The sequence below is a fragment of the Stakelama marina genome, assembly GCF_018122655.1.
GTDB classification, from domain to species: Bacteria; Pseudomonadota; Alphaproteobacteria; order Sphingomonadales; family Sphingomonadaceae; genus Sphingomonas; species Sphingomonas marina.
The window spans coordinates 261602-285588 of the sequence record NZ_JAGRQC010000001.1 but is presented as its reverse complement, the minus strand read 5'-3'; the positions used below and the strand labels follow the sequence as shown (position 1 = coordinate 285588).

21 protein-coding genes are annotated in these 23987 nt (G+C 65.8%); 2 read left to right on the top strand and 19 right to left on the bottom strand.

The genetic code is table 11. The features are described from left to right. Positions 1-29 precede the first annotated feature (29 nt). From J7S20_RS01290 to J7S20_RS01210, 17 genes are all read right to left on the bottom strand, one after another. Positions 30-938 (bottom strand): cell division protein FtsQ/DivIB, encoded by a 909-nt coding sequence (locus tag J7S20_RS01290; protein ID WP_284052426.1) that lies wholly within the window; start codon positions 936-938, stop codon positions 30-32. Next, a complete protein-coding gene (locus tag J7S20_RS01285; RefSeq protein WP_284052425.1) occupies positions 935-1855 on the bottom strand; it encodes a D-alanine--D-alanine ligase in 921 nt (306 codons plus the stop codon). The genes J7S20_RS01290 and J7S20_RS01285 overlap by 4 nt, the downstream gene beginning before the upstream one ends. Beyond that, positions 1852-2751 (bottom strand): UDP-N-acetylmuramate dehydrogenase, encoded by a 900-nt coding sequence (gene murB / locus J7S20_RS01280; RefSeq protein WP_284052424.1) that lies wholly within the window; start codon positions 2749-2751, stop codon positions 1852-1854. Before murB ends, J7S20_RS01285 begins: the two co-directional genes overlap by 4 nt. Further along, complete coding sequence (gene murC, locus J7S20_RS01275) at positions 2748-4166, bottom strand: UDP-N-acetylmuramate--L-alanine ligase (RefSeq protein WP_284052423.1); 1419 nt, start codon at positions 4164-4166, stop codon at positions 2748-2750. The genes murB and murC overlap by 4 nt, the downstream gene beginning before the upstream one ends. Then, positions 4163-5275, bottom strand: a complete 1113-nt coding sequence (murG, locus tag J7S20_RS01270; RefSeq protein ID WP_284052422.1) for an undecaprenyldiphospho-muramoylpentapeptide beta-N-acetylglucosaminyltransferase — start codon at positions 5273-5275, stop codon at positions 4163-4165. Before murG ends, murC begins: the two co-directional genes overlap by 4 nt. After that, positions 5272-6501: an FtsW/RodA/SpoVE family cell cycle protein gene (locus tag J7S20_RS01265; RefSeq protein WP_284052421.1), complete on the bottom strand. Its 1230-nt coding sequence runs from the start codon at positions 6499-6501 to the stop codon at positions 5272-5274. The genes murG and J7S20_RS01265 overlap by 4 nt, the downstream gene beginning before the upstream one ends. Beyond that, on the bottom strand, positions 6498-7781 hold the full coding sequence (murD, locus tag J7S20_RS01260; RefSeq protein ID WP_284052420.1) for a UDP-N-acetylmuramoyl-L-alanine--D-glutamate ligase: 1284 nt from the start codon (positions 7779-7781) through the stop codon (positions 6498-6500). The genes J7S20_RS01265 and murD overlap by 4 nt, the downstream gene beginning before the upstream one ends. Beyond that, positions 7778-8848, bottom strand: coding sequence for a phospho-N-acetylmuramoyl-pentapeptide-transferase (mraY, locus tag J7S20_RS01255; protein WP_284052419.1), 1071 nt, complete (start codon positions 8846-8848; stop codon positions 7778-7780). Before mraY ends, murD begins: the two co-directional genes overlap by 4 nt. Next, positions 8848-10233 (bottom strand): UDP-N-acetylmuramoyl-tripeptide--D-alanyl-D-alanine ligase, encoded by a 1386-nt coding sequence (locus J7S20_RS01250; protein WP_284052418.1) that lies wholly within the window; start codon positions 10231-10233, stop codon positions 8848-8850. Before J7S20_RS01250 ends, mraY begins: the two co-directional genes overlap by 1 nt. Beyond that, the gene (locus J7S20_RS01245) at positions 10230-11645 is read right to left on the bottom strand and encodes a UDP-N-acetylmuramoyl-L-alanyl-D-glutamate--2,6-diaminopimelate ligase (RefSeq protein ID WP_284052417.1); all 1416 of its coding nucleotides are present in this window, start codon (positions 11643-11645) and stop codon (positions 10230-10232) included. The genes J7S20_RS01250 and J7S20_RS01245 overlap by 4 nt, the downstream gene beginning before the upstream one ends. Then, positions 11642-13360, bottom strand: coding sequence for a peptidoglycan D,D-transpeptidase FtsI family protein (locus tag J7S20_RS01240; protein WP_284052416.1), 1719 nt, complete (start codon positions 13358-13360; stop codon positions 11642-11644). The genes J7S20_RS01245 and J7S20_RS01240 overlap by 4 nt, the downstream gene beginning before the upstream one ends. Then, positions 13357-13974: a hypothetical protein gene (locus J7S20_RS01235; protein WP_284052415.1), complete on the bottom strand. Its 618-nt coding sequence runs from the start codon at positions 13972-13974 to the stop codon at positions 13357-13359. The genes J7S20_RS01240 and J7S20_RS01235 overlap by 4 nt, the downstream gene beginning before the upstream one ends. Next, positions 13974-14927 (bottom strand): 16S rRNA (cytosine(1402)-N(4))-methyltransferase RsmH, encoded by a 954-nt coding sequence (gene rsmH, locus J7S20_RS01230; protein WP_284052414.1) that lies wholly within the window; start codon positions 14925-14927, stop codon positions 13974-13976. The genes J7S20_RS01235 and rsmH overlap by 1 nt, the downstream gene beginning before the upstream one ends. Next, positions 14924-15388 carry a division/cell wall cluster transcriptional repressor MraZ gene (locus tag J7S20_RS01225; RefSeq protein WP_284052413.1) on the bottom strand — a complete coding sequence of 155 codons (465 nt, stop codon included), beginning with the start codon at positions 15386-15388 and terminating at the stop codon, positions 14924-14926. Before J7S20_RS01225 ends, rsmH begins: the two co-directional genes overlap by 4 nt. Before the next feature lie 331 nt (positions 15389-15719). Beyond that, positions 15720-16067, bottom strand: a complete 348-nt coding sequence (locus tag J7S20_RS01220) for a hypothetical protein (protein WP_284052412.1) — start codon at positions 16065-16067, stop codon at positions 15720-15722. A 47-nt stretch (positions 16068-16114) separates the two neighbouring features. Then, positions 16115-17107: a cysteine synthase A gene (locus tag J7S20_RS01215; RefSeq protein ID WP_284052411.1), complete on the bottom strand. Its 993-nt coding sequence runs from the start codon at positions 17105-17107 to the stop codon at positions 16115-16117. A 73-nt stretch (positions 17108-17180) separates the two neighbouring features. Then, a complete protein-coding gene (locus J7S20_RS01210; protein ID WP_284052410.1) occupies positions 17181-17588 on the bottom strand; it encodes a hypothetical protein in 408 nt (135 codons plus the stop codon). Between the two features lie 133 nt (positions 17589-17721). Between J7S20_RS01210 and J7S20_RS01205 the strand changes: the two genes are divergently transcribed. Further along, on the top strand, positions 17722-18927 hold the full coding sequence (locus tag J7S20_RS01205; RefSeq protein ID WP_284052409.1) for a patatin-like phospholipase family protein: 1206 nt from the start codon (positions 17722-17724) through the stop codon (positions 18925-18927). Positions 18928-18945: 18 nt separating this feature from the next. On the opposite strand, the gene J7S20_RS01200 is transcribed toward J7S20_RS01205, so the two are convergent. Further along, on the bottom strand, positions 18946-20817 hold the full coding sequence (locus J7S20_RS01200) for an ABC-F family ATP-binding cassette domain-containing protein (protein WP_284052408.1): 1872 nt from the start codon (positions 20815-20817) through the stop codon (positions 18946-18948). Between the two features lie 157 nt (positions 20818-20974). Here J7S20_RS01200 and J7S20_RS01195 point away from each other — a divergent pair, with 157 nt between their 5' ends. After that, on the top strand, positions 20975-21955 hold the full coding sequence (locus J7S20_RS01195; RefSeq protein WP_284052407.1) for an aldo/keto reductase: 981 nt from the start codon (positions 20975-20977) through the stop codon (positions 21953-21955). 6 nt (positions 21956-21961) lie between these two features. Here the strand turns inward: J7S20_RS01195 and J7S20_RS01190 are convergent, their stop codons facing one another. Next, positions 21962-23920, bottom strand: coding sequence for a M1 family metallopeptidase (locus J7S20_RS01190; protein WP_284052406.1), 1959 nt, complete (start codon positions 23918-23920; stop codon positions 21962-21964). Between the last annotated feature and the right edge of the window lie 67 nt (positions 23921-23987).

Below are 23987 nucleotides of genomic sequence, written 5' to 3'. Positions count from 1 at the left end.
TCGCTTCCTTCGCCCCCCGAAAAACGACGTTATCCGCCCTTTTCGTCGCCCATGATCGTCTTCATCGCATCGTCGGACATGCGCACCACCAGTTTCGACGGATCGCGCATGTCAAAGCGCAGATATCCCTTGCCGAGCAGCCCTTGCGTCCCGTCCAGTTCGGCGAATTTGGCCAGTGCCTTGGCGGCGGGAATTTCGCCTTCCGGAAGCGACAGGCGTTCGCCCGACATGAAGATAATGTCCCAGCGCCGGTTCCCGATCCAGCTCGCCGCCTTGACCATCGGTTTCAGCGCCGGCGCCGCCTGCATCAGCCGGCGATAGGCGGGCTCATGCGAATTGGCGCCATCGCCGATCACCAGCGGAAGATCGGGCATCGCATCGGGCGACACCGGCTCCAGCAAGACGCCGTGCTCGTCGATCAGCATCAACTGTCCGTTATTCTGCCAGATCGCCGCCGGCGTCCGCTCGACGATGTCGATGACCAGCGTATCGGGCAGCCGCCGCGACACGCGCGCATCGGCGACCCAGCCATAGTTGAGCAGCCGTTCGCGCACCTTCGACAGATCGACCAGCGGCATCGCCCGCGATTGCTGATCGAGCGCCATGGCATAGACCGACATCCGGTCCATCCGCTTCAGCCCCGACACCTCGATCTGCCCGACACGCAGCCCCGCATCGCCGACCGTCTCGGCGGCGCTGCGATACGCCGCCTGCGGGAGCCCCAGCCATGCCGCAAGCACGATCGCGGCGGCCACCACCGCGCTGAAAATGCCCCAGGCGATGATCCGGTGCAGCGTCTGTTCGCTGAACGGAAGCGCCGCCACCGCATGGTCGAGTACGCCCGGCCGGTTGGCGCGCGACTGCTGCCGCCGCCGCTTGGGCTTCGACGTCGTGCGCCGCGACTGCGAGCGTGACCGGGAGGTGGCGGCTCGGCTCACAGCGCCTCCTCGACAATGCGCTGAACGAGTTCGGCATAGCTCATGCCGATATGTTTCGCCTGTTCGGGGACGAGGCTGAGCGGCGTCATGCCCGGCTGCGTATTGACCTCGAGCAGGAACAACCCGGCCTCGCCCTGGCTGTCGTCCCAGCGAAAATCGGAGCGCGAACAGCCCTTGCAGCCGAGCAACCGGTGCGCCTCGACCGCCATGCGCTTGCACGCCTCGGCGATCTCGTCGGGAATGTCGGCGGGGCAGACATGCTCGGTCAGCCCGTCGGTATATTTGGCGTCATAGTCGTAGAAGCCGCTCTTGGGCTTCAGCTCGGTGACGCCCAGCGCCCGATCGCCGAGCACCGCCGTCGTCAGCTCGCGTCCGCGAATGAACGGTTCGGCGAGCAGCTCCTCGAACTCGGCCCAGGGCCCCTTCGCGTCGCGCGCGATCGGATTGCCGTAATTGCCCTCGTCGGTGACGATCGCCACGCCGACCGACGAGCCTTCGTTGACCGGCTTCAGAACATAGGGGCGCGGAAGCGGGTCCTGTTCGTGGATGTCGGTGCTCTTCACGATACGACCGCCGGGCATCGGAATCCCGGCCGGCACAAGCGTCTGCTTGGTCAGCACCTTGTCGATCGCGATCACCGAGGTGACGAGCCCCGAATGCGTGTAGCGCAGCCCCATCAGGTCGAGCATGCCCTGCACGCTGCCGTCCTCGCCGGGCGTGCCGTGGAGCGCATTGAACACGAGGTCGGGCTTCACCTCGGCAAGCCGTTCGGCCACGTGCCGGTCCATGTCGATCCGCGTTACGCGGTGGCCGTTCGCCTCGAGCGCATCGGCGATGCCCGCGCCCGACATCAGCGAAACCTCGCGCTCGGCCGACCATCCACCCATCAGAACGGCGATGTGCAGCTTGTCGGTCACGCCTCAACTCCCACGCGCTGGATTTCCCATTCGAGTTCGATGCCCGACTGCGCCTTCACCCGCGCGCGGACGTCCTCGCCCAGTCCCTCGATATCGGCGCTCGTCGCACTGCCGAGGTTGAGCAGGAAGTTGCAATGCTTCTCGCTGACCTGTGCATCGCCGCGCGTCAGCCCGCGACAGCCCGCCGCGTCGACCAGCGCCCAGGCCTTGTGCCCATCGGGGTTCTTGAAGGTCGATCCGCCCGTCTTCGAACGAAGCGGCTGCGATTCCTCGCGCGCTTGCGCGATACGGTTCATCTCCTCGGCGACGACCGCCGGGTCTTCCTCATGCCCGCGAAGCGTGGCGGAGACGACGATCGCGCCCTCTGGCAGCTCTGAATGGCGATAGCTGTAATTCAGTGCTTCGGCCGCCAGCGTGCGCCGCTCGCCACTGCGCATCACGACCTCGCACTCGACGAGCACATCCGCCACTTCGCGGCCATAGGCGCCGCCGTTCATCCGCACGAAGCCGCCGACCGTGCCGGGGATCCCGCGCAGAAATTCGAGCCCGCCGACCCCTGCGTCGCGCGCCTTGGACGACACCAGAATGCCGGAGGCGCCACCACCGCAGCGCATCGTCGTCGCGTCGATCTGCTCGACCTGCGCGAATGGCTTGCCCAGCCGCACGACGACGCCCGGCACGCCGCCGTCGCGAACGATCATGTTCGATCCGAGCCCCAGCCCCATCACGGGCACCGCCGGATCGAGTTCCGCCAGAAACTGCGCGAGGTCGTCGGCGTCCCTCGGCTCGAACAGCCATTCGGCAGCCCCGCCGGACTTGAACCAGACGAGCGGCGCAAGCGGCGCATTCGGGGTCAGCTTGCCCGCCACCTTCGGCATGGCGATCGCTTCGCTCATGCCGGCACCTGCTCGATCGCGTCGGCAAGGCCCGCCGCCCATTTGGTGATGTCGCCTGCGCCCAGACACACGACCAGATCGCCGTTGGCGATCAGGTTACGCAGCTTTTCGGCAAGGTCGTCCTGATCCTCGACCGCCATCACCGCATGATGGCCGCGCCGCTTCAGTCCCTCGATCAGCGCCGCGGAATCGACGCCCTCGATCGGCTGCTCGCCCGCGGCATAGACGGGCGTCACAAGGACGATATCGGCGTCGTTGAACGCCTGCGCGAACTCTTCCATCAGATCGTTCAACCGGCTGTATCGGTGCGGCTGCATCACCGCGATCACGCGTCCGAACGCACTCTCGCGCGCCGCCGACAGCACCGCGCGAATCTCGACCGGGTGATGACCGTAATCGTCGATGATCGACACCGTGCCGCCGCCGCGCTCCAGCTCGCCGACCTTGGTGAAACGCCGCTTCACCCCGCCGAACTGGGCAAAGCCCTTTTGGATTGTCTCGTCGTCGCAGCCGAGTTCGAGCGCCACGCCGATCGCGGCCAGCGCATTCTGGACATTGTGCCGCCCCGCCATCGGCAGCTCGACACCCTCGATCGTGCGCGTATCGCCGTCGCGCGAACGGATGACGACGTCGAACCGGTTGCCGCCGCCCTGCGGCGTGACGTTGATCCCGCGGATATCGGCCTGGCTGGCAAAGCCATAGGTGACGATGCGCCGGTCGGCGACGCGCGGGATGATCGACTGCACCTCGGGATGGTCGAGACACAGCAGCGCCGCGCCGTAAAAGGGCACATTCTCAATGAACTCGACATAGGCATCCTTGACCGCGTCGAAGGAGCCGTAATGGTCTAGATGTTCGGGATCGATGTTGGTCACGACCGCGATCGTCCCGTCGAGCCGCAGGAAGCTGCCGTCACTCTCATCGGCCTCGATCACCATCCAGTCCGACGCGCCCAGCCGCGCGTTCGATCCATAGCTGTTGATGATGCCGCCGTTGATGACGGTCGGATCGATATTCCCGGCGTCGAGCAGCGCGGCGACCATGCTCGTCGTCGTCGTCTTGCCGTGCGTGCCGGCGACCGCGACGGTCGATTTCAGCCGCATCAGTTCGGCGAGCATCTCGGCGCGGCGCACCACGGGCACGCGGCGTTCGAGTGCCGCCTCGACCTCGGGATTGCCGCGCTTGATCGCGGTCGACACGACGACCACCGCGACATCGGCGACATTTTCGGCGTCATGGCCGATATGGACGGGGATGCCGCGCTTGCGCAGCCCCTCGATCACATAGCCGTCGGCGACGTCCGACCCCTGAACGCTATAGCCCAGATTGTGCATCACCTCGGCGATGCCCGACATGCCGATGCCGCCGATGCCGATGAAATGGATGGTGCCGATATCGGTCGCGACGCCTTTCATGCCCGCGCCTCCGCATCGTCGCCCAGCCGCTCGACAAGGTCGGCAAGCTCGCGCGCGGCATTGGGGCGACCGCACCCGCGCGCACGCTTCGCCGCATTTTCGAGCGCCTTGGTATCGAGGCCGAGCCGCTGCATCTGTTTCGCCAGTTCGTTGGGCGTGAAATTGGGCTGCTGGATCGACCGCGCGCCGCCCGCTTCGACGATCTCGCGCGCATTGGCGGTCTGATGGTCGTCGGTGGCGATGGGCAGCGGAACCAGAATCGCGGGCCGTCCCGCCGCGGTCAGTTCGGCGATGGTCGAAGCCCCCGCCCGCGCGATCACGATATGCGCCCAGGCAAGCTGTTCGGGCATGTCGGGCAGATAGGTCGCGATCTCGGCCGGGATCTGATGCTCCAGATATTTGGCGCGCACCTTTTCGATATCCTCGGGCCGCGCCTGATGCGTCACCTGCATCCGCCTGCGGAAATGCACCGGCAGCATGGCGAGTCCGTCGGGAACCACGTCGCTCAACACGCTGGCACCCTGGCTGCCGCCGGTCACCAGCACACGAAAGATGCCGTCGGGCTCGAGCATCGGATAGGGCTTGGCGCGCAGCGCAAGGATCGCCTCGCGCACCGGATTGCCGACGAGGTGGACCTTGTCGCTCCACGCGTCCTTCAGGCGGTCGACCTGCGCATAGGAGGTCGCGATCGCATCGACCTTGCGCGCGACCAGCCGGTTGACGCGGCCGAGCACCGCATTCTGTTCGTGGATGACCGTCGGGATATCGCGCGCGAACGCCGCCAGCATCGCCGGCATCGCCGGATAGCCGCCAAAGCCGATCACCGCCGAGGGCTTGAAGCTGCGATAAAGCTCGATCGCCATAGACCGGCCGCTCAGCATCTGCCGCCCGGCCTTGATCCAGCTCAGCGGATTCTTGCCGAAACGCCCCGCGGGAAGGACATGCGTCTGGATGTCGTCGAACAGCCCGGGAAAGCGCACGCCGCGTTCGTCGCTGACCAGCGCGACCCCGTGGCCGCGCCGGATTAGTTCGCCGGCAAGCGCGGCTGCCGGCACCATGTGCCCGCCCGTGCCCCCGGCTGCCAGAACGAAATGGCGACTGACCGTCATTTACCGACCCATGCGTTGGTGTAGGAAGATCGGCTCAGATACGGATTTCGTCGCGTAAAGGCCAGCAACAGTCCCATCCCGATCGAAAGCGCCACCATCGACGATCCGCCATAGCTGATGAACGGCAAAGTCATGCCCTTTGACGGCGCGATTCCGGTGTTCACCGCCATGTTGATCATGCCCTGGACGCCGAATTGCGCGGCCAGTCCGGAGGCGGCGAGCAGGCGGAACGGATCGTCCTCGTCGAGCAGCTTGACGAAAACGCGCACGACGATCGCGAGGAACAGGATCGCGATGATCGCGCAGGCGATATAGCCGAACTCCTCGCCCACCACGGCATAGATGTAATCGGTATGCGCCTCGGGCAGGCGGAACTTCTGCACCCCCGCCCCCGGCCCCGTGCCGGTGATGCCGCCACCGGTGATGACGGCGTGCGCCATGTCCATCTGATAGGTGTCGGCGGCGCCATTGCTCGTCGCGTCGGGAAACAGGAAGCTGTCGATCCGCGCCCGCGCCGTGCCGTAGAACAGATAGGCCATGACGATACCGCCCAGTCCGGTGCCGACCAGCGCAGCCATGATCCGCGGCGAGGTGCCGGCGATCATCAGCAGGATCATCCAGACCGACCCGAACACGATCGTCTGGCCGAAATCGGGCTGGAGCATCAACAGCGTGCCGACGACGGCAGTCATCGCCAGCGTAATCGGCACGACGGGCAGATGCTCGTCCTTGGCACGCAGCGAAAGCACCCAGGCGGTGGCGACGATGAAGAAGGGCTTCAGAAATTCGGAAGGCTGAAATTGCGCGATGCCGACGCCGATCCAGCGCCGCGCGCCATTGGCCTCGACCCCGACCAGCGGAACCGCCGCCAGCAGCGCGAGAAACGCCACCGCCCCGATCAGCGCCATGCGCCGCGCCAGCGTCACCGGCAGCATCGATACGACCAGCAGAACCGGCACCGACAACGCCACCCAGCCGACCTGCCGCCAGAAATAGAACATCGCCGCGATGTGGTGCGACGCGCCCGAATAGCGTTCGGCGGACGCGGGCGACGCCGCCGCCACCGCGACCAGCCCGATCGCGATCAGCACGAAGGCGAGCAGCAGCAGCACACGGTCGATATCGTGAAACCACGCACCGATCGGCGAACGGCTTGCCCGGCCGAGCTGCTTTTCCATCCGCGTCCTGATCCGGACCCCGTCCTCGTCGCGCATCACGTCGGTCATTCAAGTCCCCCCACGAGTTCGCGAAAAATCTCGCCGCGTTCCTCGTAATCGCGAAACTGATCGAACGATGCACAGGCCGGCGACAGCAGCACCGTCTCGCCCGGCCGCGCATTGCCCGCCGCGTGCGAAACCGCATCGCGCAACGTCCCGCACCGCGACACCGGCATGTCGGGCGACAGCAGGTCGGCAAATCGCGCCTCGGCCTCGCCGATCGTATAGGCCTGCCGCACATTTGCGAAGCCGGGCCGGCATGGGTCGAGATCGTCTGTCTTCGCCTGCCCGCCCAGGATCCAGTGGATATTCGCAAACGCCATCAGCGCTGGCGCGGCAGAGGTCGGGTTGGTCGCCTTCGAATCGTTGACGTACAGCACCTCGCCCACGGTCGCGACGCGCTCCATGCGGTGCGGCAGCCCGCCGAAACTCTCCAGCCCGGCATCGATCGCTTCGCGCGACAGGCCAAGCGCTTCGCACACCGCAATCGCGGCGAGCGCGTTCTGCGCGTTGTGCGGCCCTTGCAGCGAAGGCCAGCGCGACTGATCCATGCAAACGCCCGGCGCAATCTTGGTCAGATGCTCGCCGCGCGACGACAGCGATCGGGCGACCTCGTAGGACGGCGTGTCGCCGATCCCGATGACCGCGTCATGCTCCGGCGACTGCATCGCGAACAGCCGCGCCTTCGCCGCTGCATAAGCTTCGAAACCGTCATAGCGGTCGAGATGATCGGGGGTAATGTTGAGCAGCACCGCCACCTCGCAATCGAGGCTCCGCGTGAGGTCGATCTGATAGCTCGACAGTTCGAGCACATAGACACCGCCTGCTGGAAGCGGCTCCTGTTCGAGGATCGGCAGCCCGATATTGCCGCCCATCAGGACCGGCTTGCCCGCCGTCTCGACGATGTGCCGGACGAGCGCGGTCGTCGTCGATTTGCCGTTGGTGCCGGTGATCCCGACGACCTTGTGCGGCGGCAATTCTCCGCGCGCCTGCGCGAACAGTTCGATATCGCCGATGATCGGCACGCCCGCCTTCGCGGCATGATGCGCGATCGGGTGGCGGTTGAGCGGCACCCCCGGCGACACGACTACCGCGTCGAACCCGGCCAGATCGATGTCGAGCGGATCGGCGAGTGTCGCGCCCGATACGCGCGACCGCGCCTCCTCGCTCGCATCCCACGCCGTCACCTCCGCGCCGCTCGCCGTCAGCGCAGCAACCGTCGCCCGGCCCGAGCGCGCCAGCCCCAGCACCGCAAAGCGTTTGCCGCGCCAGGTCTCGCTTGCGATCACCGGATCTTCAGCGTCGAAAGGCCGGCCAGCGCCAGCACCAGCGCGATGATCCAGAACCGGATCACGACGGTCGGTTCGGACCAGCCGAGCTGTTCGAAATGATGGTGGATCGGCGCCATCTTGAACACGCGCTTGCCGGTCCGCTTGAAGAAGAAGACCTGGATGATGACGCTCATCGCCTCGACGACGAACAACCCGCCGATGATGCCGAGCACGATCTCGTGATGCGCGACGACCGCGATGGTGCCGAGCGCGCCGCCCAGTGCCAGGCTGCCGGTATCGCCCATGAATACGGCGGCGGGCGGCGCGTTGAACCACAGAAAGGCGAGCCCCGCGCCGACCATCGCACCGCAGAAGATGGCAAGGTCACCCGCGCCGGGCACATGCGGGATGCCCAGATATTCGGCGAACTTCACGTTGCCGACCAGATAGACGATCACCATGAACGCGACGCTGGCGATAATGACCGGCATCGTCGCCAGCCCGTCGAGCCCGTCGGTCAGGTTCACCGCATTGCCGAAGCCGACGATGGTGAACGCCGCAAAGGCGATGTAGAACCAGCCGAGATCGATCGCATAGCCCGACAGGAAGGGCAGATATAGCAGCGTACCCGTCTGGCGGATGATGATCCACGACGCCACGCCCGCGATCAGGAATTCACCCAGCAGCCGCACCCTGCCCGGAACGCCCGCGGTGCTCGATTTCTTCACCTTGTCGTAATCGTCGAGAAACCCGATCGACCCGAAGCCCAGCGTCACGAACAGGCTCGCCCAGACGAACGGATTGGTCAGGTCCATCCACAACAGGATGGCGAAAGCCAGCGAGGTCAGGATCATCAGCCCGCCCATCGTCGGCGTACCGCGCTTCGCAAGGTGCGACTGCGGTCCGTCGTCGCGGATCGGCTGTCCCTTGCCTTGGCGCACGCGCAGCCAGCCGATGAATTTGGGGCCGATCACCAGCCCGATGATGAGCGCGGTCGCCACCGCTCCGCCGGTGCGGAAGCTGAGATAGCGGATAAGGTTCAGCGCGCCGGGAAAACCCAGATGTTCGGCGATCAGGTACAGCATTACTTTGTTCCCGCCAGTGCCGCGACCACGGCCGACAGCCCGACAGCATTCGATCCCTTGATGAGCACCGCATCTCCGGGCGCCAGCTCCGCCATCAGACGGTCGCGCGCCTCCGCGGCGGTGGCCACATGGACGAAATCGATCCGCCCCTCAAGCGCAGATGCAAGCGGCGCCATGCCCGGACCTACCAATATGGCGCGCGAAACACTCGCTTCGCCGATGGGGGCCGAAAGCTCGGCATGATAGGCGTCGCTATGTTCGCCCAGTTCGCGCATTTCGCCGAGCACGACGAGCTTGCGCCGGTCCTTCTCGGCGCCGAGCACGGCAAGCGTCGCGCGCATCGACGACGGATTGGCGTTGTAGCTTTCGTCGATGACCAGCGCGTCGCCGTCACCGACCTTGGCCAGAAAGCGCGCACCGCGCCCGGGAAGGCCGCCAAAGTCGGCAAGCGCCAGCCCCGCGCTTGCCAGGTCGCCACCCACGGCATCGACCGCCGCCAGGATCGCCAGCGAATTGGAAATCCAGTGATCGCCCGGTTGCGAGATGGTGTAGCTGACCTCGCGCTCGCCCAGCCGCGCGGTGACGAAGGTGCCGCCCGCCGACATGCGCATCTTTTCCACCGCGCGAACGTCCGCACCCTCGCCAAAGCCGAAGGTAACGATCGATTCGGCATGCGGCCTGGCCGCGGCGATCAGACGGTCGCGGTGCGGACTGTCGAACGGGATAATCGCCGTACCGCCGGGTTCGAGCCCCTGAAAGATTTCACCCTTGGCGTCGGCAATCGCGCTCTCGTCCTTGAAGAACGCGGTATGCGCGGGCGCGATCGCCGTCACGATCGCGACATGCGGCCGCACCAGCCGCGTCAGCGCCGACAATTCGCCGGCATGGTTCATCCCCATTTCGAAGATGCCGAAGCGCGTATCGGCGGGCATCCGCGACAGGCTGAGCGGAACGCCCGTATGGTTGTTGTAGCTTTTGACCGACCGGTGCGCCCGCCCGGGATCGCAGCGATCGAGCGCCGCGAACAGCGCCTCCTTGGTTCCGGTCTTGCCCACCGAACCCGTCACGCCGATGATCTTCGCATCGGTGCGCGCCCGCGCCGCGCCGCCCAGCTCCTCCAGCGCCGCCATCGTATCGGCGACGCGAACATGCGGGTGCGGCGTGTCCTGAGACACGACCGCACCCCAGGCCTTGCTCGCATAGGCCTGTTCCAGAAAACGGTGTCCGTCGGTCGCCTCGCCCGACAGCGCGATGAACAGGTCGCCCGGTTCGACCTCGCGGCTGTCGAAAGTGACTCCGAAAACGGAAAACTCGGTCGATGCGACGCCCGAAGTCGCCTTCGCAATCTCGTCAGAGGTCCAGAGCGGTGCCTTTTCCGTGGTCATGCCGCTGCCTCCCGCGCGACGCTGACATCGTCGAACGGCAGCACCATGTCGCCGATGATCTGCCCCTGCTCGTGCCCCTTGCCGGCAAGCAGCACGATATCGTCCGGCCCCGCCTCGGCAATCGCCGCCGCGATGGCCGCGCGGCGTCCGTCGATCTCGACCGCGCCGGGAGCGCCCTTCATGATCTCGCGCCGGATCGTCGCCGGATCTTCGCTGCGGGGATTGTCGTCGGTGACGATGACCATGTCGGCGCCCGCCGCGGCGACCTGCCCCATCGGCTCGCGCTTGCCCGTATCACGGTCGCCGCCCGCACCGAACAGCACGATCAGCCGCCCCGCGACATGCGGCTTCAGCGCCGCGATGGCAGCCTCCAGCGCGTCGGGCGTGTGCGCGTAATCGACATAGACCGGCGCACCCGACTTCGCGATCACCGCGCGTTCCAGCCGCCCGCGCACCGGCTGCAGGCGCGACAGATTGGCGATCGTCGTCGCCACATCGCCGCCCGTTGCAATCACCAGCCCGGCGGCGGTGAGCGCATTGGCCGCCTGATAGGCACCGATCAGCGGCAGGTTGACCTTGTGCTGGCGGCCTTCCGCCTCGATCACCAGCCCTTGGCCGAGCAGCGTCGGATCGCGCGATACGAGCCGCAGCGTCTCGCCGTGCTGGCCGACGGTAATCAGCCGATTGCCCCGCGCGCGGGCAAGATCGATCACGCGGTCCGAATTGGGATCGTCCACCCACACCACCGACGTTCCATCGGGCGACAGGACCTCGGCAAACAGCCGCAGCTTGGCGGTGAAATAGGCCGCCATGTCGCCGTGATAATCGAGGTGATCGCGGCTGAGATTGGTGAATGCCGCAGCCGCGACCGGCACGCCTTGTGTCCGGTATTGCGACAGGCCGTGGCTCGACGCCTCGAACGCGACATGGCTGACGCCCTCGCGCGCCAGCCCGGCGACATTCGACAGAAAGGTGACGACATCGGGCGTCGTCAGACCGGTGGAGACGCTTTCATCGGCGGTGCTGACGCCAAGCGTCCCGATCGAGGCCGCATGATGCCCGGCCATCCGCCAGAGCTGGCGCGTCATCTCGACGGTCGATGTCTTGCCGTTGGTGCCGGTCACCGCCACCGCGGTTGCCGGAAACGGCGCGAAGAACTGCGCCGCCAGGTCGGCAAAGCAGGCGCGCGGATTGTCGGCGGGGATATGCACGGCGCCTTCGACCTCGGCCTCGCGGCGCGCGACGACGGCAACCGCGCCGCTCTTCACGGCGTCGCGGATAAAGTCCTCGCCATTGACGCGGGTGCCCTGGAACGCACCGAAGACGGTGCCCGGCGCCACCTTGCGATGGTCGATCGCGAAGCCGGTTACGGTTGCGGTTTCTTCACCGCCGGTGAGTGTCCCAAGTTTCATTCCGCCGAAGCCAGATCCTCGCCAGGTGCATGCCACAGAAGCGGCGTTATGTCGGATACGTCGATGTCGCGGTGCAGATTGGGCGTCACGCCCAATAGCGGGCCGGCGCGTTCGATCGTGTTGCGCACGACCGGAGCTGCATTCCACGCCGCGGTGGTGAAGCCGTAGGTTTCCTTGGTGCCGACCGGAGCCACTAGAGTCGCCATTACCACATATTGCGGATTGTCCATCGGAAAAGCCGCTGCGAATGTCGATACGTTGCGATGCTTGGCATAGCCGCCCGCATCGGCCATTTCCGCCGTTCCCGTCTTGCCGCCGACACGGTAGCCGGGCGCGCTGCCCTTCTTGCCCGTTCCGTCGAGCACGACGAGGCGCAGCAATTGCCGCAGCCGCGCGCTCGTCGCCTCGGAAAAGACTCGCGTGCCCTTTTCGGTATGGCCGTCCTGATCCTTGATGAGCGTCGGTTCGCGCAGGATGCCGCCATTGACCAGCGCGCAATAGGCGGTCGCCAGTTGCAGCGGCGTCACCGCGATACCGTGGCCATATGCCGTCGTCATCGTCGTCGTCCGGCCCCAATAGCCCGGCCATTGCGGCGTGCCCTTTTCGCGCAGTTCGATGGTCGGCTTCTCGTCGAAGCGGAGCTTGCGGAACAGCGCCTTCATCCTGTCCTCGCCCATCAGGTCGGCGATGCGCGCGGTTGCGATGTTCGAAGAATAGATCAGCGTTTCGGGGATATTGAGCCAGCGCTCCTGCTCGTCGCCGGGATCGTCGTGGATCGTGAAGCGCCCGACCTTCATCGGCTTGGTGGCGTCGAACCGCCGCGCCATCGACGTCACCGTGCCGGTGTCGATCGCCTGCGCCATCGCCAGCGGCTTGAAGGTCGAGCCGAGCTCATAGGTCGATTGCGTCACATTGTTGCGCAATTCGTCGTCGGTGGCGTGCCTGATATTGTTGGGGTTGAACGTCGGCATCGACACCATGGCGACGATTTCGCCGGTATGGACATTCATGACGATACCGCTCGCCGCCCGCGCCTGGAACGTCGTCATCGCCTGGGCGAGCTGGCTCTGCATCGCCGCTTCCACGCGCATGTCGATCGACAACTGCAACGGATTGCCGCGCTTGTCGGGATCGGTCAGCCGGTCGTTGAACGCGCGCTCGATCCCGCGCATGCCCTTTCCGTCCGCACCGACAAAGCCCAGCACATGCGCGGCAAGGTCGGACTGCGGATACAGCCGTTCGGGTTCGCGGCCCAGCGCGATCGCCGGCTCGCCCAGCGCGTTGACGCGCTCCACCGTCGCGGGCAGCGCGCGACGCGCGAGATAGGTGAAATTGCTGTCGAGGTTGAGCTTGCGCCAATACCAGCCAGCATCATGATCGGGCATGATTTCAGCAAGCTTTTCAGAAAGCTGCCGCTTGTCGCCGATTATCTTGCGCGGATGCACGCCGATCGACCAGGCATCGATGGTCTGCGCCAGCGGCGCGCCGTTGCGATCAACGATATCGCCGCGCGGCGGAACGAACGCATCGGAAATGCTGTGCGCCTTGTACGGTTCGGCGGAAATCGCGAGCTGGGCGAGCCGCCCCAGAATAACCATGCACCCCGCCGCGAAGATCAGCATGACGACCATCAGCCGCACATGCGCGGTGGCGACCAGCCCATGCCGGCCGCCGCCACGGCGATCCACACTGTTCGGGGCGACGAGGACGATCACCGAAGCACGGCCGACTCGATCCGCGCGCGGCGCGCGAGGTCGCCGAGCGTCGAATCGCTGAGCAGCTTCTCGTCGAGCATCGCGACCTTCTGCTCCTTGATCGGCTGGGTACGATCGGCAGCCGGGTGCTTGTCATGCTGAACCGATGCGGTCTGCATGACGGCGGAGCCATTGTCGTCGGCCGATGCGGTGCGCGTCTCGACCGCCCGGCTTACGGTCGGCGCATCGCTCTGCTGCGCCTGCCCCTCGCCCGCCGCCGTGCTGGCATGCGGCGCATCGGCGAAGTCGTAGGACGCATATTGCATCACCTGTCCGCGGTTGCCCGAATCGAGCTGCGCGACGCCCACCGCGCCCGCATCCAGATATTGCCCCGCGGTCGGCGCCTGCAATGCGAGCAGATCGGTGTTCCAGCGTTCAAGCTGCGCCATGTTGGAGCGCGTCTTGAACTCGATATTCAGGTTTCGAATGTCGTTTTTCGCATCGGCGATGGCGCGCTTGACCGACTGCACCCGGGCACGCTCGGCCGCGACCTGCGACGTCACGAGGTAGCAGGACGGCGCCACCACCATGAACGACAAAAGCCAGCCCATACCCTTGAAGCCGTACCCGGCCATCACCTTTCTCCCTTGGTCATCCAGGGCGCGGCCGCCGTGCGGCGCGCCACGCGCAATGTTGCCGATCGCGCACGCGGGTTGCGGGCGATCTCCGCCTCACCCGCGCGCACCGCGCGTGCAGGCTTTTCGAAACTCGGCGCCACCGCATCGGCCTTGACCGGCAAGTGGCGCGACCCGGCGGGTTCGCTTCCCGAACGTTCACGCAGGAAGCGCTTGACCAGCCGGTCCTCCAGGCTGTGAAACGTCACCACCGCCAGCCGACCGCCGGGCTTCAGCACGCGCTCGGCGGCGCGCAATCCATGCTCCAGCTCGTCGAGTTCGCGGTTCAGATGGATGCGGATCGCCTGGAAGGTCCGCGTCGCGGGGTCCTTCTTGTCGTGCGGGCGCCAGCCCAGCGCCTTGCGCACCACCGCGGCGAGTTCGCCGGTGCGCGTCAGCGGGCGCGCCGCGACGACCGCCTTCGCGACCCGGCGCGACCGCGGCTCTTCGCCATAGCGGTAGAGCACGTCGGCGATGGCTTCCTCGTCGGCGGTGTTGACGAAATCGGCGGCACTTTCGCCCGCCTGGCTCATCCGCATGTCGAGCGGCCCGTCGGCCTGGAACGAAAATCCCCGCTCGGCCTGATCGAGCTGCATCGACGAAACCCCGATGTCCATCGTCACGCCGTCGACGGGCGACAGCCCGCGCTCAGCCAACGCATCCTCCATCGCAGAGAAAGGCGCATGGATCAGCGTCAGCCGGCCATCGCTTTCGGCCACCAGCCGTTGACCGCCCTCGACCGCGGCAGGATCACGGTCGAAGGCGGTCACCTCGGCTCCCCGCTCGAGGATAGCCTTGCTGTATCCGCCGGCCCCGAAGGTCGCATCGACGTGCCGCTCGCCGGGCAGAATGGCGAGCGCGTCGATCACTTCGTCGAGCAGGACGGGTACGTGCGGAGACCGGGGGGCGCTCACAGCTCGATCCCCTTTTCCGCGAGGTAGAAGCGGCAGGCTTCCTTCATGATCTCGGGCGCACGCTCATGCTCGAGCAGTGTTGCCGGATCCCAGATCTCGATCCGTTTGAGGACGCCGTAGAAAAAGGCATGCTTGCCGATACGGGCATAGCTGCGCGGAAATGCGGGCAGGATGAAACGACCGGAGCTGTCATATTGGGCAGGTTCGGCAGCACCGGCGCCTTCGCGCAGGATATTGAAATCGATCTCGCCCTTGTCGCCGACATACTGGCTTTCGCGCGCTTCGAGCTGTTCCCACAGCGCATCGCCCTGCGCCTCATCATAGGCGACCAGGCAGCGCTCGCTCTCGTGTGCGCCGATCAGGAAATTGCGCGCGGGCTTGCCGCCGGCATCGGCGCCCGAATTCTTCTCGAGTGCGGCGCGCAGGTTCGACGGGATGGCGACACGACCCTTGTCGTCCACCAACTGAAGTCCGACGCCTCGATATGCGCTTCGTGCAGCCACGCCCCACCTTCTACGCGCGCAAACCTCCGCTCCCTGACGCGCGGCCATCGCCACGCGCCGGTCGAATCCAGCCGGAAAACGAAGAGTCTGCCCTGTTCATGAATTCGGTACCCCAACGCACCGGGGAATTCAATGGGAGATCGCGGGCGATTTGGGGATTTGACCCCATTTTCTGGATTACTGACGCTATTTACCGTTTATATACTATTTTTGTATTTGTTTTGTTCTTGCGACCCCGTAGTCATACGGAGGCGCCCGCTTCGCGCAGGCGCGACTCGTCGCACGCGTCTCAATGGACCTTGGAGCTGTCTTTCTGCTTTTCGGCCGAAATCTGGCTGGCAATCTTGGCGGCGTTCGCCGGCTCGACAGCGGTCACGCTCGGCGCGACTCCCAGTTCGGCAAGCGGCTCGTCTGGCGCGGTTGTCTCCGCCGTATCGGTTGCATTGGGCGGTGCCGCCATATTCGCCACCACCTGCTCGTTCGAAGCGCCCACCGCCTCTACCGCACCCTCGTCATTGGCCGAGGTGAAGATCGCGCTGCCCAGCCCGATCAGCACGAGGATCAGCGCTAGGCCGGTCATGCCGACTCGGACGCGTTGCATCGTCTGGCGCGCTTCGGATGGAGTGGTTTCGCTCACAGAGCCCGAAATATAGGGTTGCGTTCGGGCCTTGTCGACTGCGCCGGTCAGTCGGCGGCAAGCCAGGGAAATACGGGAAGGTCCTTCTTCTCGAGCCATTCGCGATTGTAGAGCGTCGAGAGATAGCGAAAGCCGGTATCACACAGGATCGTCGCGATCCGCTTGCCGGGGCCAAGCTCCTTCGCCAGCCGCACCGCGCCCGCGACATTGATGCCCGACGACAGGCCCAGGCAGAGCCCCTCTTCGGCGAGCAGGCGGCGGACCCATTCGAGTCCTTCTTCGTCGGAAATGCGAAACTGCGTATCGACCGGCGCACCTTCCAGATTCGCGGTGATGCGCCCCTGCCCGATGCCCTCGGCGACTGACGATCCCTCGGACTTCAACTCGCCATGCGCATAATATTCGTACAGCGCGGCACCATAGGGATCGCTGAGCGCGATCGTGACGCCTTCGTCCTTTTCCTTCAGCCCCAGACCGACGCCCGCCAGCGTGCCGCCGGTACCGACAGCGCAGGTGAAACCATCGACGCGCCCCTCCATCTGTTCCCAGATTTCGGCGGCGGTGCCGACGATGTGCGCGCGGCGGTTGGCGACATTGTCGAACTGGTTCGCCCAGATCGCGTTCTCTGTTTCCTCGGCCAGCCGGCGCGAAGTGTGCACGAAATGCCCCTGGTTCGAATAGGGCGCGGCGGGCACCGTCACCAGCTCGGCGCCCAGCGCGCGCAGCGTGTCCATCTTCTCGCGCGACTGCGTTTCGGGCATGACGATGATCGACTTGTAGCCCTTGGCATTGGCGACGAGCGCGAGCCCGATACCGGTATTGCCCGCCGTCCCCTCGACGATTGTGCCGCCGGGCTGGATCAATCCCTTCTGTTCAGCGTCCTCGACGATGAAAAGCGCGGCGCGGTCCTTTACCGACGCGCCGGGATTGGCAAATTCACACTTGCCGAAAATGTCGCAGCCGCTCGCCTCGCTCGGCCCTTTCAGCCGGACGAGCGGCGTGTTGCCGATAAGCGCGAGCGTATCCTTGGTCACATGCATGGCGCGGACAATGCCGCGCGACGCGACGGCTCGCAAGCAAGCACTGATATGCCCAACGAAACGCCCGCTTGGCTTAGCCTGCGAGCGGCCGATTGCGAAGCGTCTGCAAGTCCTCTGCGAACAGCCATGCCTCCGCCGATGTCACGCTCTCGAAGGCGCGGACATTGTCCCTTCCCTCCAGCGTGCGCATCAACTGGCTGCGGGCAAGCGTCCGCGCGGCGACAAATGCCAGGCGGCGCGAATGATATCGCGCATCGCCCAGCACCTGGCGAAACGCGGCAACGCTGTCCTGCGGCTGGATTTTCATCTCGCGTATGTCGTTCAGCGTAAGGTGGCGGTTCGGCCCGCACCGTAACTTCGCGTGCGCCGCTTCGCGCGCCACGATGAAGCTGGCGATATCCTGGGTGGTGAACAGCCCGCACATCGTAATGCGGACCAGATCGCGTTCGGGCTCGGCGACTATCTCGAAATCTGCACTCATGATGCGGATATCGATAACGCTATCAAAGCTACCAATTCACTAACGAAGGTTCTGCTTGCGGGTAAACATGCCCGATCGCCGCTTTCGTCGCTCGCAGGTTGCGAATGCCGTCGCGGACCGCCACTAAAATGCGGTGAGCGTTCGCGTTGTCCTGTCGGCCCTGTTCCTGTCGCTGCTGTCGGCCTGCGCGTCGATCGATCGCGCGCCTTTCACGCGCGTCGAACAGGCGCAGGCGGTCATCCCCGACATCACCCATGCGCGCTTCTGGGCCGATGCGCCCGACGCCGCCCGGCGCATGACGCCGCCGATCGATCCTCCGGGCGGCACGATCACGCTCGCACTGTCGAGCGGCGGCGACGACGGCGCGTTTGCCGCTGGCTTTCTGAATGGCTGGAGCGAGTCCGGGTCGCGCCCCGATTTCACCGTCGTCACCGGCGTCAGCACCGGTGCGCTGGTCGCCCCCTTCGCCTTTCTCGGACCGCAATGGGACGATCGCGTGCGCCGCGTATTCACCGGGCTGGACACCAGCGACGTGCTCGACATGCGCTTCCCGCTGGCGATCCCCTTTTCGCCGAGCGCGATGTCGGCGAAGCCGCTCAAATCGCTGATCGACCGCGAAATCACCGATACGGTCATCGACGCCGTGGCACGCGAGTATCGCAAGGGCCGCCGCCTGTTCGTCGAAACCGCGAATCTCGATGCGCAGCGCGCCGTCGTCTGGGACATGGGCGCCATCGCCGCCAGCGACGCACCCGGCCGCTATGCGCTGTTCCGCAAGGTGCTGCTCGCCTCGTCCTCGCTCCCAGGCGTCTTTCCGCCCGTCGCAATCGACACCGAAGCGAACGGCCGGACGGTGCGCGAACTCCATTCCGACGGCGGCACCGTATCGCAGATACTGACGCTTCCCGATGATCGTGCGGCGCCGCTCGGCAAACGCCGTCCGGCCAAGCTCTACATCATCGCCAGCAGCAAATGGGGCGCCGATTTCCGCTTCGTGACGCCAAAGACGATCCCGGTGATTCGAAACGCCTATAATCTCGCGCTGCAATCGGCGCTCGCGGCGGAGGTGAAGGCCGCTTATTACCTCGCGCGGCAGCGCGGAACCCAGTTCCGCTTCGCCTATATCGGCAGCGATTTCGGCGCGCGCAAACACCCCATGTTCGCCAACTGGTACGTCAATCGAATCTATGGCTACGGCCTGCGCCGCGGGCGGATGCAGGCCTGGGCGACCCAACCGCCCGATGCGCGCGATCTCCACCTCCTGGTCCCCAGGCAGCCGCAACCGGATCTGCCGGTCGCAGCAAACCCATCCCGGGGCGCGAGCGGTTCGCCCAACTGACCCCCCGCGTTACCGCGCTCAGACGCCTGCCGCCTCCAGCGCCTCGCTCGCCTCCATCCAGCGCATCTCCGCCGCCTCGATCCGCGCCTCGACATCGGCGCGGCGTTTCATCAGGTCGGTCATCGTCAGCTTGGCGAGGTGCGCCGCCGCCTCGTCGGGTGCGAACATCGCGCGGTCGATATCGCTGCGCTCGGTGGTCAGCTTTTCCAGCTCGCTCTCGGCCGCCTTGGCCTCCTTGCGCAGCGCCTTCGATTCCTCGCGCGCCTGCGCCGCCGCACGGCGTTCGTCCTTGCGGCTGACCTTCTTTTCCGACTTGCCCTCGGACTTCGCCTCGCTGCCCAGCACCAGCGCGACATAATCGTCGATACTGCCGTCGAAAGGCACCGCCGTCCCGTCATCGACCAGCACCAGCCGGTCGACCGTCGTTTCGACCATATGCCGGTCGTGGCTGACGATCACCACCGCCCCGGCATAGTCGTTCAGAGCGCGGATCAGCGCCTCGCGCGCATCGACGTCCAAATGGTTGGTCGGCTCGTCGAGGATCAGCATATGCGGCGCGTCGCGCGTGATCAGCGCCAGCGCCAGCCGCGCCCGCTCGCCGCCCGACATGGTGCCGACCAGCGCCGTCGCGCGGTCGCCTGAAAAGCCGAACCGGCCGAGCTGCGCGCGCACCGCGGCAGGCTTTGCATCCGGCATCACCCGCGTCATATGCGCGAGCGGCGTGTCGTCGGCGTCAAGCTCCTCGACCTGATATTGGGTGAAATAGCCCACGCGCATCTTGCCCGACCCGCTGACCGTCCCGTCCATCGGCGAAAGCTGCCCGGCGAGCAGCCGCGCGAGCGTCGTCTTGCCGTTGCCGTTGCGTCCCAGGAACGCGATCCGGTCGTCGGGGTCGAGCCGCAGGTTGAGCCGCCTGAGCACGGGCGTCTCGCCATAGCCGACGCTCGCATCGTCGAGCGTCACCAGCGGCGGGCGCAGTTCGTCGGGATCGGGAAAACCGAACGACAGTGTCGGATCTTCGGCCACCGCCGCGATCGGCGTCATCTTCGCCAGCGCCTTGGCCCGGCTCTGCGCCTGTTTCGCGGTCGAAGCGCGCGCCGAGTTGCGGCGGATATAATCCTCCAGCTTCGCGCGCTGCGCCTGCTGGTTGGCCCGCGCCGCCTCGAGCTGCGCCAGCCGCTCGGCGCGCTGCTTCTCGAACGCGTCATACCCGCCGGGATAGAGCGTCAGCCTGCCCTGATGCAGGTGCAGGATATGGTCGACGACATTGTTGAGGAAATCGCGCTCGTGGCTGACGATCAGGATCGTCGCACGGTAGCGCTTCAGGAAATCCTCGAGCCACAGCACCGCCTCGAGGTCGAGATGGTTAGAAGGCTCGTCGAGCAGCAGCACATCGGGTTCGGAAAACAGCAGCGCCGCCAGCGCCACGCGCATCTTCCACCCGCCCGAAAAGCTGTCGAGCGGCCGGTGCTGCGCTTCCTCGTCGAACCCCAGCCCCGACAGGATGCGCGCCGCCCGCGACGGCGCGGCGTGCGCGTCGATCGCCAGCAGGCGCTCATGCACCTCGGCCAGCCGGTGCGGCTCGGTGCAGGTCTCGCTCTCCGCCATCAGCGCGGCGCGTTCGGTATCGGCGGCCAGCACGGTGTCGAACGGCGAGGCGTCGCCCGCCGGCGCTTCCTGCGCGATATAGCCGAGCCGCGCGTCCTTCGGCATCTCTGCCCCGCCGCCATCGGGATCGAGCAGCCCCGCCACGACGCGCACCAGCGTCGATTTTCCCGCGCCGTTGCGGCCGATGAGCCCGACGCGCGACCCCGGCGGCAGCGCCGCACTGGCATGGTCGAGGATCGTGCGCCCGCCTAGGCGCACCGTGATGTCGTTCAGATTGAGCATGGTCGCCCGCGCCGGTAGCAGGACACGCGGCGAAGCGCATCCCCTTTAGTCCGTCATGTCACGCGGCCATGGAAAGCTCCGCCGCGATCGCACTCGTTGCGAAACGCCTTCGCCGTCCCGACATGCGGACCCCGCCCGAACGAAAAGGAGAGCATCCATGGACTATGTTAAATTCGGAAATACCGGCATGGATGTGTCGCGGCTGTGCCTTGGCTGCATGACCTATGGCGTGCCCGATCGCGGCGGGCATCCCTGGTCGCTCGATGAGGAGACCAGCCGTCCGCGCATCCGTCAGGCGCTGGAGGCGGGCATCAATTTCTTCGACACCGCCAATATCTATTCGGACGGCACCTCGGAAGAAATCGTCGGCCGCGCGCTGAAGGATTTCGCCAGGCGTGAAGAAGTCGTTCTCGCGACCAAGGTCCATGGCCGCATGCGCCCCGGCCCCAACGGCGCGGGGCTGTCGCGCAAGGCGATCATGCACGAGATCGACGCGAGCCTGAAACGCCTCGGCACCGATTATGTCGATCTCTACCAGATCCACCGGTTCGACGACGACACGCCGATGGAAGAAACACTGGAGGCGCTTCACGACGTCGTGAAGGCGGGCAAGGCGCGCTATATCGGCGCATCGTCAATGTACGCGTGGCAGTTCGCGACGATGCTGCATCTGTCCGAAGCGAACGGCTGGACGCGCTTTTCCTCGATGCAGAATTACGTCAACCTGCTCTACCGCGAGGAAGAGCGCGAGATGCTGCCGCTATGCGAGGCCGAAGGGATCGCCGTGATCCCGTGGAGCCCGATGGCGCGCGGTCGCCTGACGCGGCCCTGGGACACCAGCACCGAACGCTCCGAAACCGACAAGTTCGGCCGCACGCTCTACGAAAAGACGCAGGCCGCCGACCGCGCCGTGGTCGAACGCGTCGGCGAGATCGCAAAGGCGCGCGGCGTCCCGATGGCGCAGATCGCGCTGGCCTGGGTGCTGGCGAAACCGGTTGTCACCGCGCCCATCGTCGGTGCATCCAAGCCCGAACATCTGGACGACGCGATCGCCGCGCTCGACATCGTGCTCAGCGACGACGAAATCGCACGGCTCGAAGAACCCTATATACCGCACGATATCGTCGGCTTCCGCTGATCGCGCTCAACCGGCCGTCCAGCGATTGTTCGCGCGGTCCTTGTCGGGCAGGCGGTGATCGGGGTCGAGCACCGCGCTCACCACCTTCGACGTACCGCCGATCGGGACCGCCGTTTCTGCCTGGCGAATCCACGTCTCGGCGGGCAGCCGCACGTCCTTGGTCGATCCGTCGGCAAAGGCCACGCGCAGCGTCACCGGCATGACCAGCTTGTCCTTCGCCGCGACCGACACCAGCGCGCCCTTGGCCGGATCGTCGTCGACATAGGAAACGCCCGTCACGGCGAGGTCCATCTGCCAGTTGTTCAGATACCAGCCGCGCCACCACCAGCTCAGATCCTCGCCCGCATCGCTTTCCATCGCCCGGAAGAAATCGGCCGGCTTGGGGTGCTTGAACGCCCAGGCGGCGGTGTAGCGGCGGAATGCGTGGTCGAACCGCTCCGGCCCCAGAATTTCCTCGCGCAGCAGCCTCAGCCCCAGCGCGGCTTTGAAATAGGTGACCGGGTGGCGATATTTTTCGGTGATCGTATCGGCGCGGCTCATGATCGGCGGCGCGTCCTTGTCGGCCAGGACCGGCAATATCTCGTCGACCGGATTGCCGCCGCCCGGCGCATATTCGCCGTCGCGCTTCGGCCCGTATTCGCCGCCGTTGAAATCGTCCGATTCATAGGTGTCGATAAAGGTGTTGAACCCTTCGTCCATCCACGCATCGCGACGCTCGTTCGATCCCACGATCATCGGGAACCAGCCATGGCCGATCTCATGCGCCGAAATCCAGAAGAGCTGCTTTCCCTTGTCGTCGATTCCGTCGAACACGATGCCCGGATATTCCATTCCCGTCGCCGGTCCGGCGATGTTGATCGCGGCGGGCCACGGATAGGCGAACCAGCGGCGCGAGAAATTCTCGACCGCGTCCTTCATATATTCGGTCGAACGACCCCAGCGATCCGCGCCTGCGCTCTCGGCCGGGTAGAAGCTTTCGGCGAGCGAGGTCTTGCCGTCCGGCAGGTTGATCCGCGCGGCATCCCAGGCGAATGCGCTCGATGCGCTGAACGCCACGTCGCGCGTGTCGTTCATCCGGTAATGCCAGGTCAGCGTGCCGCCCTGTTTCGGCCGCGTATCGGGGTCCTCGATTTCCCGCGGCGAACGGATCATCACCGTGGTGTCGCTGTGCTTCGCGCGTTCGAAGCGTTTGCGCTGTTCCGCCGTCAGCACCTCTTGCGGATTGACCAGCTCGCCCGACCCGGCGACCAGCATGTCCGACGGCACGGTGATCCAGTAATCGAAATCACCATATTCAAGGTAGAATTCCTGCGACAGATACGGAAGCGTGTCCCAGCCGCGGATGTCGTCATAGACCGCCATGCGCGGATACCACTGCGCCAGGTCGTAAATCTCTCCGTCGCGCGATCTGCCCCATGCCATGCGGCCGCCGAACTTGCCGGGAATGGTAAAGCGATAGCGGATCGTGACGACCGCTTTCTCGCCCGGTTTCAGCGGCGTCGGCAGTAGAAGCTGTGCGCGCGTGTCGCTGATCAGCGGCTTCACGTCGACCGCATCCGCCCCCGCCACCGCGACCTGCGCGCTTTCCAGCGTCATTCCGCCGGTCGTCCCGCGCACCGGCCCGCCGGCGGCGAGATACCCCCGCGAGTTCGCCTTGTAGAGATTCTGTTCGAGCTGCAGCCACAGCACCTTCAGCGTGTCGGGGCTGTTGTTGGTATAGTTGATCTCGGTCGTGCCGGTCAGAACCTTGTCCTGCGGATCTAGCGTCGCATGGATTCGGTAATCGGCCCGGTTCTGCCAATATTGCGGCCCCGGCATGCCATTGGCCGAGCGATAGACATTGACCGCCTGCCCCAGATCGAGCGGCGCGAAGGTCTCGCGCGGATTATATCCAGGCCCGCTGGCCGCCGTCAGAACGGTCGCCGCCGCCAGCAACCCCAGCCTAGCCACCCGAGCAATCGTCATCCGCACCTTCCTCCATGATAGCGGTCACACAAAATCGGCCGCACAGGACAACCTTGCCGGTGCCCTA